This window comes from Streptomyces sp. NPDC058307 (genome assembly GCF_042880295.1).
Lineage (GTDB): Bacteria > Actinomycetota > Actinomycetes > Streptomycetales > Streptomycetaceae > Streptomyces.
Map to the genome: position 1 here is coordinate 92,905 of NZ_JBHVYZ010000008.1, position 14,762 is coordinate 107,666.

At 70.3% G+C, this 14,762-nt stretch carries 9 protein-coding genes; 5 read left to right on the forward strand and 4 right to left on the reverse strand.

What is annotated here, in order from left to right; translation table 11 throughout:
• Nucleotides 1-20: 20 nt before the first annotated feature.
• From ACFVYN_RS08735 to ACFVYN_RS08750, 4 genes are all read left to right on the forward strand, one after another.
• A complete protein-coding gene (locus ACFVYN_RS08735) occupies nt 21-1,421 on the forward strand; it encodes a glycoside hydrolase family 30 beta sandwich domain-containing protein (protein WP_389994498.1) in 1,401 nt (466 codons plus the stop codon).
• 106 nt (nt 1,422-1,527) lie between these two features.
• Entirely contained in the window at nt 1,528-6,933 is a 5,406-nt protein-coding gene (gene pulA / locus ACFVYN_RS08740) for a pullulanase-type alpha-1,6-glucosidase (protein ID WP_389994501.1), read from the forward strand.
• 73 nt (nt 6,934-7,006) lie between these two features.
• Entirely contained in the window at nt 7,007-8,626 is a 1,620-nt protein-coding gene (locus ACFVYN_RS08745) for a SpoIIE family protein phosphatase (RefSeq protein WP_389994504.1), read from the forward strand.
• Nucleotides 8,627-8,654: 28 nt separating this feature from the next.
• Nucleotides 8,655-9,008, forward strand: a complete 354-nt coding sequence (locus ACFVYN_RS08750) for a 5-carboxymethyl-2-hydroxymuconate Delta-isomerase (protein ID WP_069764342.1) — start codon at nt 8,655-8,657, stop codon at nt 9,006-9,008.
• An 11-nt stretch (nt 9,009-9,019) separates the two neighbouring features.
• Here ACFVYN_RS08750 and ACFVYN_RS08755 read toward each other — a convergent pair whose 3' ends face one another.
• From ACFVYN_RS08755 to ACFVYN_RS08765, 3 genes are all read right to left on the reverse strand, one after another.
• Entirely contained in the window at nt 9,020-9,709 is a 690-nt protein-coding gene (locus ACFVYN_RS08755; protein WP_389994508.1) for a TetR/AcrR family transcriptional regulator, read from the reverse strand.
• A 55-nt stretch (nt 9,710-9,764) separates the two neighbouring features.
• Nucleotides 9,765-11,720: a hypothetical protein gene (locus ACFVYN_RS08760; protein ID WP_389994511.1), complete on the reverse strand. Its 1,956-nt coding sequence runs from the start codon at nt 11,718-11,720 to the stop codon at nt 9,765-9,767.
• A 196-nt stretch (nt 11,721-11,916) separates the two neighbouring features.
• Nucleotides 11,917-12,426 (reverse strand): tetratricopeptide repeat protein, encoded by a 510-nt coding sequence (locus ACFVYN_RS08765; RefSeq protein ID WP_389994513.1) that lies wholly within the window; start codon nt 12,424-12,426, stop codon nt 11,917-11,919.
• A gap of 129 nt (nt 12,427-12,555) precedes the next feature.
• Between ACFVYN_RS08765 and ACFVYN_RS08770 the strand changes: the two genes are divergently transcribed.
• Nucleotides 12,556-12,978 (forward strand): hypothetical protein, encoded by a 423-nt coding sequence (locus ACFVYN_RS08770; RefSeq protein WP_389994516.1) that lies wholly within the window; start codon nt 12,556-12,558, stop codon nt 12,976-12,978.
• 81 nt (nt 12,979-13,059) lie between these two features.
• Here ACFVYN_RS08770 and ACFVYN_RS08775 read toward each other — a convergent pair whose 3' ends face one another.
• A complete protein-coding gene (locus ACFVYN_RS08775) occupies nt 13,060-14,646 on the reverse strand; it encodes a DUF1996 domain-containing protein (protein WP_389994518.1) in 1,587 nt (528 codons plus the stop codon).
• Nucleotides 14,647-14,762 lie beyond the last annotated feature (116 nt).

Here is a 14,762-nt window from a genome sequence, read left to right on the forward strand (position 1 = left end):
TTTCCCCGAAGGAGTGCGTCATGCAGCGCGGACTCAGCAAGTGGACGGTGACCACGGCGGCGGCCCTGCTCACCGTCGCCGGCGTCACGGCCGCCGACCTGCCCCACAAGGTCACCGCCACCACCGCCACCGTCAACGGCTCCACCACCTACCAGCCCATCGACGGCTTCGGCTTCTCCGAGCACTTCGGCCGGGCCGCCGTCATGAACGGCTCGCAGGGCCTGTCGGCCCAGCACCAGCGGGAGTTGCTCGATCTGCTGCTGAGCCGCACCACCGGCGCAGGCCTCAGCATCCTGCGCCTCGGCATCGACTCCGGAATCCAGCCCACCGACCCCGGCGGCCCGAACGCCACCCCCCGGTACACCTGGGACGGCTACGACAAGGGCCAGGTGTGGCTCGCCAAGGAGGCCAAGGCGTACGGCGTGAACCGCTTCTACGCCGACGCCTGGACCGCCCCCGGCTACATGAAGACCAACGGCACGGACGCCGACGGCGGCACCCTGTGCGGCCTCTCCGGCGCGAGCTGCGCGAGCGGGGACTGGCGCAAGGCATACGCCGACTTCCTTGTGCAGTGGGCGAAGTTCTACGGCCAGGAGGGCATCGGCATCACCGACATCGGCTTCACCAACGAACCCGACTGGACGGCGACGTACGACTCGATGCGGCTCACGCCCGCCCAGGCGACGGAGTACGTGAAGTTCTTCGGCCCGATCGCGAGGGCGGCCGGATACAAGGTCGCCTGCTGCGACTCCTTCGGCTGGACCCAGCAGAAGGCCTACACGAGCGCGATCGAGGCCGATGCGACCGCCCGCGGTTACGTGAGCACCCACACCGGCCACAACTACGCCAGCACGGTCGACAGCCCGCTGCCCACCTCCAGGCGCACCTGGATGTCGGAGTGGTCGCCCAACGGCACCACCTGGAACGAGAACTGGGACGACGGCAGCGGCTACGACGGCTTCGCGGTCGCCTCCGCGATCCACGACGCCCTCACCAAGGGCAACGTCAGCGGGTACGTCTACTGGTACGGCGCCTCCCTGGGCGCGACCCGGGGCCTGATCCAGCTGGACGGCGACAGCTACCACGTCTCCAAGCGGCTGTGGGCGATGGCCAACTACAGCCGCTTCGTCCGCCCCGGCGCCACCCGTGTCGGCGCCACGACCACCGACAGCGCCTTGAAGCTCTCGGCGTTCCGCAACACCGACGGCACGGTCACCGTCGTGGCGCTGAACACGGCCACCGAGGCGAACCAGGTCCGCTTCAGCCTCCGGAACACCGGCATCACCAGCGGGAGTGCGACGCCGTACCTCACCAACGCCTCGAACAGTACCGCCCGCCAGGCGTCGATCCCGGTCGCCGGGGGTTCGCTCACGGCCACCGTCCCGGCCCGCTCGCTCGTCACCTACACCCTCCGACGCTGAAAGTTCTTACCGTTGCTTTCAGGACCCTTGCTGTAATCCTTACGGCGGCGATACGGTCACGCGGGGTCGGACCCGCAGAGCCGTACATCGCAAGGAGTTCACGCCTGTGATACCGAGATGGCCGGTGCCGTCGAGGCGCCGCACCACGCATGCCGGACGGGTCGCCGCGGTCACCGTGACCGCGCTGGCCGCAGCGCTCGTCCAGCCGCTGTCCGCCCGGGCGGACACCCCGCCGCCACCGCCCTCCGACGCGAAGCTCGCCGCGCAGCCGGCCCGGCACGACGACACCCGCGAGCAGTTCTACTTCGTCCTGCCGGACCGTTTCGCCAACGGCGACCCGAAAAACGACAGGGGCGGCCTCACCGGCACCCGCCTCACCACCGGCTACGACCCCACCGACAAGGGCTTCTACCAGGGCGGCGACCTCAAGGGCCTCACCAAGAAGCTCGACTACATCAAGGGCCTGGGCACCACCTCCATCTGGATGGCCCCGATCTTCAAGAACCGGCCCGTCCAGGGCACGGGGGCCAACGCCTCCGCCGGTTACCACGGCTACTGGATCACCGACTTCACCCAGGTCGACCCGCACTTCGGCACCAACAAGGACCTGGAGACCCTCATCTCCAAGGCCCACGCCAAGGGCATGAAGGTCTTCTTCGACGTCATCACCAACCACACGGCCGACGTCGTCGACTACGAGGAGAAGTCCTACGACTACCTCTCCAAGGGCGCCTTCCCGTATCTGACGAAGGACGGGGAGCCGTTCGACGACGCCGACTACGCGTCCGGCGGCAGGAGGTTCCCCGCCGTGGACGCCGACTCCTTCCCACGCACACCCACGGTCACCAGCAGGAGCGCCAAGGTTCCCTCCTGGCTCAACGACCCGACGATGTACCACAACCGCGGAGACTCGACCTACGCCGGTGAGTCCACGACCTACGGCGACTTCTCCGGCCTCGACGACCTGTGGACCGAACGTCCCGAGGTCGTCTCCGGCATGGAGAGGATCTACCGGCGCTGGGTCCGGGACTTCGACATCGACGGCTTCCGGATCGACACGGTGAAGCACGTGAACATGGAGTTCTGGACCCAGTGGGCCACGGCCCTCGACGCCTACGCGGCCGAGCAGGGCCGCAAGGACTTCTTCATGTTCGGCGAGGTCTACTCGGCCGACACGTCGATCACCTCGCCGTACGTCACCCAGGGCCGCCTCGACGCCACCCTCGACTTCCCCTTCCAGGAGGCCGCCCGGCAGTACGCCTCCCAGGGCGGCAGCGCACAGTCCCTCGCGAAGGTCTTCGGCGACGACTACAAGTACACGACCGACAAGGCCAACGCGTACGAGCAGGTCACCTTCCTCGGCAACCACGACATGGGCCGCCTCGGGTACTTCCTGAACCAGGACAACCCGAAAGCCACCGACGCCGAACTCCTCGCCAAGGACCGGCTCGCCAACGAGCTGATGTTCCTCAGCCGCGGCAACCCCGTCGTCTACTACGGCGACGAACAGGGCTTCACCGGCGCCGGCGGCGACAAGGACGCCCGCCAGACGATGTTCGCCTCCAGGACGGCCGACTACCTGGACGACGACGAGATCGGCACCGACCGCACCCACGCGAGCGACGCGTACGACACGAGCGCGCCGCTGTACCGGCAGATCGCCCGACTGGCCAAGCTCCGCAAGGCCGACCCGGCGCTCGCGGACGGCGTCCAGGAGGAGCGGTACGCGGCGGACGGGCCGGGGGTGTACGCCTTCTCCCGCACCCACGCCAAGACCGGCACCGAGTACGTCGTCGCCCTCAACAACGCCGGCGAGGCCAAGTCGGCGACGTTCGCGACCGGTTCGGCCGGCATGGAATTCTCCGGCATCTACGGGACGTCCGCGAAGACGGCCTCCGACGCGGACAAAAAGATCACCGTCACCGTCCCCGCAGGCTCCGCGATCGTCCTCAAGGCCGCCGGCAAGCTCGCCCCGCCCGCCACCAAGCCGACGGTCATCCTCAAGGCCCCCGCCCCCGGAGCCACCGGCACCGTGGACCTCACCGCCGACGTGGCCGGCGGACAGCTCGACCGAGTCGTCTTCGCCGCCCAGGTCGGAGGCGGTAAGTGGGAGACGCTCGGCTCCGCCGACCACGCGCCGTACAAGGTCACCCAGACCGTCGGCAAGGCCGTACCGGCCGGAACGGCTCTGCGCTACAAGGCCGTTGTCGTCGACTCGACGGGACGCACCGCTTCAGCGACGGCGGAGTCCGTCACCGGAACCCCGCCCGCGGCCGAGACCCCCACCGCCTCCTCCCGCGACTACGCGGTGGTCCACTACAAGCGCGCGGACGGCGACTACGCCGACTTGGGTCTGTACGCGTGGGGCGACCTCGCCGACGGCGAGTCCACCACCTGGCCCGACAGCCACCCCTTCGTCGGCCGGGACGCGTACGGCGCCTTCGCCTACGTCAAGCTGAAGCCCGGCGCCTCGACCGTGGGCTTCCTCGTCATCGACAAGGACGGGAACAAGGACGTCTCCACCGACCGCACGATCGACGTCACCAGGACCGGTGAGATCTGGATCGAGCAGGGCAAGGACGCCGTACAGACACAGCGGCCCGACTACCCGGCGCAGGACAGGACCAAGGCGGTCGTCCACTACCACCGCGCCGACGGGAACTACGACGGCTGGGGTCTGCACGTCTGGACCGGCGCCGCGCACCCCACCGACTGGTCGAAGCCGCTGGAACCGGTGCGGACGGACGCCTACGGCGCGGTCTACGAGGTACCGCTCAACGACGGTGCCACGAGCCTGGGTTACATCATCCACAAGGGCGACGAGAAGGACCTGCCCACCGACCAGTCCCTCGACCTCACGGCGAACGGCCACGAGGTGTGGCTGCTGAACGGCCAGGGGAAGTACCTGCTCCCGCAGCCCGCCGGGTCGGCCTCCGCGCTAGACCCGACCACCTCCAAGGCGGTCTGGATCGACCGGAACACGGTCGCCTGGAACGGTTCCGAGGCGGCCGCCTCCACCCAGCTGCTGTCCTCCCACGACGGCTCGATCACCGTCCACGACGGGACCCTGACCAGCGACGACGAGCGGTGGCTGCGGCTGACCAGGACCACCCTCACCGACGCGCAGAAGGCGAAGTTCCCGCAGCTGAAGGACTACCAGGCCTGGTCCGTCGACCCCCGTGACCGTGACCGGGTGAAGCAGGCCCTGTCCGGTCAGCTCGTCGCCTCCCAACGTGCCGCGAACGGCGCGGTGCTGAGCGCCACCGGCGTCCAGATCGCCGGCGTGCTCGACGACCTGTATCCCGCCGCCACGAAGGCCGAGCTGGGCCCCGTCTTCCACAAGGGGCGCCCCACGCTGTCCGTCTGGGCGCCCACCGCGCAGTCGGTGCGGCTGGAGCTCGACGGGGACCTCGTCACGATGACGCGGAACGCCACCACCGGCGTCTGGTCCGTCACCGGCCCCCGGTCCTGGAAGGGCAAGCCCTATCGGTACGTCGTGAAGGTCTGGGCGCCCGCCGTCCGCAAGGTCGTCACCAACAAGGTCACCGACCCCTACTCGGTCGCCCTCACCACCGACTCCGAGCGCAGCCTCGTCGTCGACCTGGACGACAGGTCCCTGGCCCCGGGCGGCTGGTCGACGTACACCAAGCCGAAGGCCGTACCGCTCAGGGACGCCGAGATCCAGGAGCTGCACGTCCGGGACTTCTCGGTGGCGGAAAAGACCGTGCCGGCCGGGGACCGGGGCACCTACCTCGCCTTCACCGACAAGGACAGCGACGGCTCCAGGCACCTCAAGGCGCTCGCGAAGTCGGGGACCAGCTACGTCCACCTCCTGCCCGCCTTCGACATCGCGACCATCCCCGAACGCCGGGAAGACCAGGCGACCCCCGACTGCGACCTCGCCTCCTACCCGGCCGACTCCGACCGGCAGCAGGAGTGCGTGGCGAAGTCGGCCGCCAAGGACGCCTACAACTGGGGCTACGACCCGTACCACTACACCGTCCCCGAGGGCTCGTACGCGACCGACCCGAACGGCACCGGCCGCACGGTCGAGTTCCGGAAGATGGTCAAGTCCCTCAACGACGACGGGCTGAGGGTCGTCATGGACGTCGTCTACAACCACACCGCGGCGAGCGGACAGGCCGCCACCAGCGTCCTCGACCGGATCGTGCCCGGCTACTACCAGCGGCTCCTCGCCGACGGTTCGGTGGCCACCAGCACCTGCTGCGCGAACACGGCCACCGAGAACGCCATGATGGGCAAGCTGGTCGTCGACTCGATCGTCACCTGGGCCAGGGAGTACAAGGTCGACGGGTTCCGCTTCGACCTCATGGGCCACCACCCCAGGGCCAACATCCTGGCCGTGCGCAAGGCCCTCGACGTGCTGACCCTCGAGAAGGACGGCGTCGACGGCAAGAAGATCATCCTGTACGGCGAGGGCTGGAACTTCGGCGAGGTCGCCGACGACGCCCGCTTCGTGCAGGCCACGCAGAAGAACATGGCCGGGACCGGGATCGCGACCTTCTCCGACCGTGCCCGTGACGCCGTACGCGGCGGCGGCCCCTTCGACGAGGACCCCGGCGTCCAGGGCTTCGCGTCCGGGCTGTACACCGACCCCAACGGGTCGACGGCGAACGGGACTCCGGCGCAGCAGAAGGCCCGCCTGCTCCACTACCAGGACCTCATCAAGGTGGGCCTGTCCGGCAACCTCGCGACGTACCGCTTCACCGGCAGCGACGGCAAGGAGGTCACCGGTGCCCAGGTCGACTACAACGGGCAGCCCGCCGGATACGCCGACGCGCCCGGTGACGCCCTCGCCTACGCCGACGCGCACGACAACGAGTCACTGTTCGACGCGCTGACGTACAAACTGCCCGCCGGTACCAGCGCCTCCGACCGGGCCCGGATGCAGGTTCTCGCCCTGGCCACGGCCGCCCTCTCCCAGGGCCCGGCGCTCTCCCAGGCGGGCACCGACCTGTTGCGCTCCAAGTCCCTGGACCGCAACTCCTTCGACAGCGGCGACTGGTTCAACGCGATCCACTGGGACTGCCGGGACGGCAACGGCTTCGGCCGCGGACTGCCCATGGCGGCCGACAACGCCTCCAAGTGGCCGTACGCCAAGCCGCTGCTGGGCTCGGTACAGGTCGGCTGCGCGCAGATCGAGGGGGCGTCGGCCGCGTACCAGGACCTGCTGCGGATCCGTACGACGGAGAAGGCGTTCTCGCTCGGCACCGCGGACCAGGTGCAGTCGCGGCTGTCCTTCCCGCTGTCCGGCACGGCGGAGACGCCCGGGGTGATCACGATGGCACTCGGTGACCTGGTCGTCGTCTTCAACGCGACACCCGAGGCACAGAGCCAGCGGGCCGGCGCCCTTGCCGGAAGCACCTACCGGCTGCAGCCCGTGCAGCTGGCGGGGGCGGACCCTATCGTCAAGGAGGCGTCCTACGAGAAGGAATCCGGTACGTTCGCCGTTCCGGCGAGAACCGTGGCCGTTTTCCTCCGCCATCCCTAGCTGAACGCATTACCTTGGTGGAGCAGACCTCGAAACGCGGTCTGCTCCACCGGTGTTGCCCGAGGGGTGACAGATGGACGCAAAAAGCAAGCTGACAGGCACGACCGTGATGGTCGTGGACGACGTGGAAGCCAGCCGGTACGCCGTGGGCACCGTGCTGAGCCGCGCCGGGCACCGGGTCGTACCGGTCGCCACCGGCGGCGAGGCCCTCGCCGAACTCGACGCACGACGGCTCAAGGGCACCCTGCCGGACGTGGCGCTCGTCGACGTCGGGCTGCCCGACATGAGCGGCTTCGACCTGTGCCGGCTGTTCAAGGAACGCCCGCACACGGCCGGGATGCCCGTCGTGCACTTCTCCGCCGCGGCCTCGCCCCCGGCCGACTTCTGCCAGGGCCTGGACGCGGGCGTCGAGGCCTATCTGCGGGTGCCCGCCGAGCCCCTGGAGATCGAGGCGGTGGTCCGGGCCGCCGTACGCAACGCGCAACTGCGGGCCGGTGACCAGGCGCTCGTACGACGGCTCACCCTGCTCTCCGAGACGATCGTCACCATCCAGTCGGCACGCACCCTCCAGGAGCTGTCCGACGCGGCCGCCGAGGGTGTCGCGCGGCTCACCGGCACCCCCGCCGCGGTCTTCGTCCTCGACCAGGACGACCAGCTCTACCGCGGTCTGTCCCGCGACCGCATCCCCGTCGCACTGCCCGGCGAGGCCGCCGACCAGGCCGTCGCAGGACTGCTGCGCCGGCTCACCCGCGGGCAGGCCGGAGTGCAGCTGACCACCGTGCCCGCGCCGCTGTGGCCCAGCGGGTTCTTCCGGCCCGGCGTCGAGCAGGACGCCCGCCTCGCGCTCGTCGTCACCCAGGACGGCCGGGCCCCGGTGTGCCTGGCCGCGCCCGCGCGCGGAATGCGCAGGGTGGGCCTGGAGGGCGAGGCCCTGCTGGCCCAGCTGGCCCAGGCCACCGCGCTGGCCGCCCAGCCGCTGCTCATGTACAAGGTCGAGCGGCATGTCGCCCTCACCCTCCAGCACAGCTTCCTGCCCCAGCCGCACCGGCTGCCCGACCTGCCCGGCATCGACGTCGTGGTCCGGTACGTCCCCGCCTCCCGGCAGACCGAGATCGGCGGCGACTTCTACGCCGCGCTGCGCGTGGACGAGGGCGTGCTGACCGCGGTCGGCGATGTCGTCGGGCACTCGCTTGACGCGGCGACCGTCATGGTCGAACTCCGGCACGCGCTGCGGGCCTACGCCGTCGACGAGAGCGATCCGGCCGTGCTCGCCGAGCGCCTCGACCGGACGCTGAGGCGCTACCACCCCGACACCACGGCCACCGTCTGCCTGGCCCTGATCGACCCGGACACCGGGCGCACCCGGATCGCCAACGCCGGTCACATCCCGCCGCTGATCGTCCACGACACCGGCACCGCCGACTACGCCGAGGCGGCCGGCCCGCTGCTCGGGGTCGGCCTGCCCCATCCGCCGGCCACCGAGCTGTTCCTCGAACCCACCGACCGGCTCCTCATGGTCACCGACGGCCTCATCGAGACCCGGGGCACCGACCTCACGGCCTCCCTGGAACACCTGCGCGCGGCCTCCTCGGGCGCCCTGCCCGGCCTTGACGCGCTGTGCGACACCCTCCTGGACACCTTCGGCCACGACCGGGAGGACGACATCGCCATGCTGGCGCTGCGGCTAGGGTGACCTGTGCCGTCGTAGAACAGGAGTCCTCATGCCGCAGATCACCGTCGAACACTCCCCGTATCTCGACCATGTCGACTGGGAGGAGTTCGCCCTGGCGCTGCACCCGGTCGTCGTCGAGACGGCGGCCGCGAAGCTCGAGGCCTGCAAGACCCGGGTCCTGCGCACCGAGGACGAGGCGGTCGGCGGCGAGATCAGGAACCACGCGATCGTGAACGTCACGCTCGCCCTGCTCGCCGGACGGTCCGAGGAGACCAAGGCGAAGCTCACCGAGGCAGTCGTGGAACTGCTGCGCAAGCACGTCGGACCCGCCGAGGGCCTCACCGTGCACCTCTCCGCCGAGGTACGCGACCTGGACCCCTCCTACACCAAGGCCGTGCTCTAGGCCGACAGGGCCTATGAAGCCAGCGCGATCAGCCGGGCGGCGAGGTCCGTGAAGGGGCCGTCGTTCGGCTCGTCCCTGAGCATGTGGCGCAGCAGCGCGGTCATCTCCTCGTCGTGGGCCGCGCTCACCGCGGCCAGCGCGGCGAAGTCGTGGACGAGCTGCCTCTCCAGTTCGGCGCGCGGGATGCGGCGGCCGTCCAGCCAGATCAGGGCCGTCGACTCGACGAGCGAGATCCAGGAGCGGATGAGCAGTTCCAGGCGTGCGGGCGGGTCCGTCACCCGCAGATGCGACAGGATCTGCTCGTAGGCGACCTGCCGTACGGAGTCGATGAGGGCGTTCGTCGCCGAGGAGCCTACGGCGGGGCCGCCGCGCATCAACGCCGAGAAACCCGGGCCGTGTTCGTCCACGAAGTCGAAGAAGCGGCGCATCACCCGCAGCAGCCGGCCGCCCAGCGATCCCGTGTGCGGTTCCTCGAACCGGCTCGCCAGATCCTGTGCCGCCCGCTTCAACGCGGCCTCGTACAGGCTGAGTTTGCCGGGGAAGTAGTGGTAGACCAGTGGCCGGGAGATTCCGGCCGCCGACGCTATCTCGTCGATGGAGACCTCGTCGGGCGAGCGGCGGGCGAACAGTTCGAGGGCGACGCCGATCAACTGCTGACGCCGTTCCTCGACTCCCATTCTTCGACGGACCCCGGTTGTCATACGAACACCTTACCGATCGAATCCGGCCTCGAACGGGCCGATCCGGTCGGCGGTGTCAGCGGAGTCCGCCGACCGTCCGCCCGTCCTCCAGGGTCGCCTTCAGCTCGGCCTGAGCCCCCTGATCCGCCTTCACTGCCAGGAGGTTGCCCGGGGCGGACCCCTTCACGCCGCCCGTCGCGCCGATCGACGACGTCCCCCGGCTCCCCGCCGCCAGCAGGTACCAGGAGCCGGTCCCCGACTTCCACAGCACCCCGGCCAGCACCTGCGGATCCTTCGCCCCGCACGCCGGCACGTTCTCGGCCTTGGCCGCGACCGCCCCGTACGGCGAGCCCGGCGTGTGGAACTGGGCCAGCACCCGCTCCCCGCCGCCCTGCCAGGTCTCGGCCCGGGTGCACACCCAGTCGGCCGCACCGCCCGCCTCGGGCAGCGGTTGCGACGCGTACGCCCAGGCGTTCACCGCGCGCACGCCCGAGGAGCGCATCGCACCCAGCGAACAGGCGTACGGCGCCCAGGCGCGCAGCGCCCCCGCTCCGGAGACGTCCTTCACGGACCCGGGGCGGCCGGTGGTGAGGCGGGCCGGGACCAGCTCGCCGAGGTCGGTCAGCAGCCGGGTGCCGGAGGCGTCCGTCAGCTGGAGCACGTTCCAGGAGGTGCAGGCGCCGCTCTGCGCGGGTCCCGCCATCGGTGCGGTGGCGCCGCCGGTCAGCGTGAGGTCCATGGCACCGGCGCCCGGCTTCAGCAGGTCCCGCTCGGCGGCCTTCGTCACCCAAGGAGCCGTCAGATAGCGGATGTTGCCGTCGGCGCGGCCCAGCACGACCGCGCCCGCCCCGGCCCGGTCCGCGCCGTCGACCCGGGCGAAGTCCAGGGCGGCGCCCTGGGTGCCGTCGCGCGGCTCGGCGTAGCGGACGATGCGCAGACCGTCGTAGAGGAGCACCACGCGCGCGTTGTCGACGGTCCCGGCGTACAGGAGCTGCGGCGGTCCTGCGGGGCCGCCCGACGGGGTGCCGGGGGTCGCGGAGACCTGGACGCTCTCGCCGGGGCGGGCCCAGACGGTGAGGGCGCGGCGCAGCAGGGCCTTGTCGCCGGTGCGGTCGCCGCGTGCGGGCCACACGGAGAAGTCGGTGCGCGCCGAGGACTCCCACGCGGCGGCCGGGACCCTGAGCAGCAGGGCCGGGTTCAGGGCGGCCTGGGCGGCGGGGTTCTGCGCATAGGGGGGTGCGGCGGCGCCGTCCGGACCCCAGCCGTCACCGGGCATGCCGAGCAGTGCCCCGCACACCGCGACGGCCGCGGCGGCGGCCAGCGCGGCCTTCATGTGCTGCCTGCGCCGCATCAGGTCGGTGGGGCGGGCCTGGAGCGAGCAGGGGTCGAACTCGGGGGAGTCGAGGAGGGCGTACCGGTCCTCGGCGGAGCCGGTCTCGGCAGAGCCGGCCTCGGCGGAGGCGGCCTCGTCGAGCGCCGCGTCCACGTCGGCCACGCCCGCCGCCGTCAGCAGCTCCCGTACGTCACCCTCGGGGAGCTTCTCCAGGCCGCGCAGGACGAAGGCGGCGCGGGCCGGCCCTGACATGGCCGACAGGCGCTGGTCCAGGGCGAGTTCGTCGGCACCGCCGGAGCGCGGGAAGAGCCTGAGTCCCCACACCTGGGGGAGCAGCGGCGGGAGCTGGGAGCGCTTGGGCCACGCCCTGCGCCTGAGCGGCAGGCCCGCCTCCAGTGCCGTACGCACCACCTGGAGGCGGACGAAGGCGTAGCCGGGGTCGCCGTCGCGGCCGGCCGACTGGGCCGGGATCACGGGCGTCGCCTTCCGGCCCCGCGGCAGGGCCCGCTGGGCGAGGGCGTGCGCGGTCAGGACCCGGCGTCCCCGGCCCAGGCCCGGCGGCAGCACCAGATAGGCGAGCCGGACCAGCCGGGGGTAGTGCTCGACGAGCGCGGCCTCGGCCTGCTCCACATCGACGACGGGGTCGGCGGCGGAGCCGGAAGCGGGCGCGGGGCGCGGGGCGACATCCTGTGACTGCACGTTCAGCAGAACGAGCGAATCGTCGGTTGGTCACCGCCGCCGCCGCGTCCCGCGGGGTGGTGCGGGAGCGGGGCGTCCGGTCCCGGTGACCGGTGGGACGCGGAGCATTCACGGGAACCCCAGGTGACCTGCGTCGCGATGGTCTCCGCGGCTCTGCGGCCACATCGCGGCACGAGATCATCGCCGCTGGGCGAATTCAGTCGGCCGGTTCGACCAGGGCGCGCGCGTAGTTGGCCATCGACCGCTGGTAGCGCGGCAGATGGGGGGCCAGCGCGCCCAGGACCAGTGAGAGACCCTCGCGGTCCCGGCCGAGGCTGGACAGGCACAGGGCGAGCGTGGCGCGGACGGCGTCGTCCAACTCGTCGGACGGGGCGTCCAGTTCGGGCGTGAGCAGCTCGACGCCCTCCGCCGCCTGCCCGATGTTCCTGAGCGAACTGGACAGCTGGATCTTGGCGCGGCGGCCCTTGTAGCCGCTCTCCTGGCTGAGCCCCTTCGCGAGCGCCTCACGGTACAGCGGGGCGGCCTTGTCGGAGTGCCCCGTCGAGTCCCAGGCGCAGGCCCGCTCGAAGAGACCGAGGGGACTGCCGTCCGGCAGCTCGGCCACGAGTGCGTCGATCACGGCCCGGAACTCGGCCGCCCGTTCTTCCGGATATATGTCGAAGCTCGCCCAGGCGGCGTCGACCCGCTTCTCCCAGTCGTCGTTCACCGGCACACTTTCGCACAGCCGTATCCCTGATGACACCAGGATTTGAGCGTCCCGCGCTCCACAGCCGTATGGGGGGAGACGGACCCCCGCCGGGGCCCGTCCGACGTGACCCCGTGACCGGAGGAACACATGAGGTTGACCCGACCGATGCTCGCGCTGACCGGCGCGGCCGCGGTGCTGGCGCTGGCGGGCTGCGGATCCGGCGGTGACGCGACGGCCGCCACGGTGCCGCCCGCGGCCACCGGCAGCCTGGAGCACCTGGCCGCCGAGGTGAAGTGCACGCCCAACATCCAGATCGACGCCGACGAACTGCGCCAGGCCGTGTGCAAGAAGTCCAAGGACGCCGCCGGCAAGTTCATCCTCGCCACCTTCGCCACCGACCGCGGCCAGCGCGAGTGGATCAACGGCGCCAAGGACTACGGCGGTCACTTCCTGGTCGGCCGCAAGTGGGTCGCCGTCGGCGACACCACCAAGACGGTGACGGGGCTGCGCAAGACGCTCGGCGGGGACATCGAGGAGGGCACGGACCACTCGAAGATGGGCACGCACTAGGCGCACCGAGGACGCGGACACAAGAAAGCCGGCGGTGAGAGATTCTCACCGCCGGCTTTCTCAGTGCGTCAGCTCAGTGCGTCACTGGCACTTCTTGCCGGTGTTGATGCAGTTGACCATCTGGTTCATCGTGTTCGTGGAGAAGAAGTTGATGAAGTCGTTGTGGTCGGTGATCGGCTTGTGCAGGTTCTCCGGGAAGGTGTCCACCGCGTAGGGGTTGACGACCGTGCCGTTCTGCAGCTTCGGGGCCGGGACGTTGTAGACGAGCCGGACCTGGAGCTGCGGGATCGCCTTGAAGCCGTTGGCGCAGCTGCCGTCGGCCTGGACGAACGCCACGTGGGTGCGGTGGTTGGCGCTGTCGATGTTCTGACCGTCCCAGCAGCTCTGGAAGTCGGTCGTGCGCACCACCTGGCTGCCCTGCGGGCAGATCGGGTACTTGTCGTGCAGCTGCACCTTGTTCTCGAAGCCGGTGCAGGACCAGTTCACGTTGGCGTTGGCGTTGCCGTTGACGAAGGCCTTGGCGTCACCGGTGATGATGCGAAGGGCGGTCGGCATCGCGACGACGTTGCCCTTCTTGTTGCCGACGAACTTGATCTGCGCCTGGGAGGCCTGCAGGATCTTGCCGACGTTGCCTTCCTTGCCACCGCCGTCCTTGTTCTGGTCGAAGTCCTGCGTGCCGTTCTGCAGACGCAGCACCGGCCAGAAGTACGAGGACTTGTCGCCCTGGTTCTGGCAGGTGGTCGTGGCCGCCGCCAGTTCCTGGTCGCTCGCGAAGGCGTCGTTGCTCTGGTTGCCGACGTAGTCGTGCAGGTGGTGGGCACCGTTGGCGACACCGGGGGCGACGATCACGTTGTCGGTGTTGTGGTTCTTGTTCGCGTTGGTGCCGCACTTGGTGGTGAAGCTGCCCTTGGAGCCCGAGTTGCCGTTGGCAGGGAGGCCGTTCTGGCCGACACCGAGCTGGGCGTTGCCCTGGACCTTGGTGATGTCCACGAAGTCGGCCGCGACCGGGCCGTTGCCGCCCTGTCCGCCGTTGCCCTGCTGCTGGCCGCCGTTCTGCTGACCACCGTTGTTCTGCTGACCACCGTTGTTCTGCTGGCCGCCATTGTTCTGGCCGCCGTTCTGCTGCTGGCCGCCGTTGTTCTGCTGACCACCGTTCTGCTGGCCGCCGTTGCCGGCGTTGGTCTGCGGGGCCGCGTTCTGCGTCGTGCAGGCGGCCAACTGGCTGAGTGCGGTGTTGAACTGACCCCCGACCCGCTGGATGTCGATGCGGATCCGGTCGATCGTGGCCGCCCGCTTCTCCTTCAGGGGACCGACGATGGCGTTCTGGACGAACCCCGGGTCACCTGCCTGGGCCTGTCGCGTCGAGGCGAGCCTGGCGTAGGCCTCGGTGATCTGCTTGTCCAGGTTGGCCAGCTCCGTGGCCACCCCCTGACGCGCGTTCTGAGGCACGTTCGTCAGCTTCTGACCGACGTCGGGGCACGAGATGGTCGCCACCTGCGCGGCGGCGGCCTTGGTCTGGTTCTGGGACCAGCCGTTGTTGTTCGACTCGTGCGCCGAAGCGTAGAAGTTCGCCCAGATCAGCCCGCCCCCACCGAGCGCTAGGGCCGCCGACGCGGCTATGGCCTTCGAGGCCATCGACGAGCGGCGTTTACGTGTATTGCGTCCCATGGAACTCCTCTGACTTCCTTTTTCGGGGCTATCGAGGCGCCCGACAGGAGTGAAGCGGCGCCCTCCCATACGCATGGCGTCCCAAGGGTGTTCACCAGTCCCACAAACAAATCAGA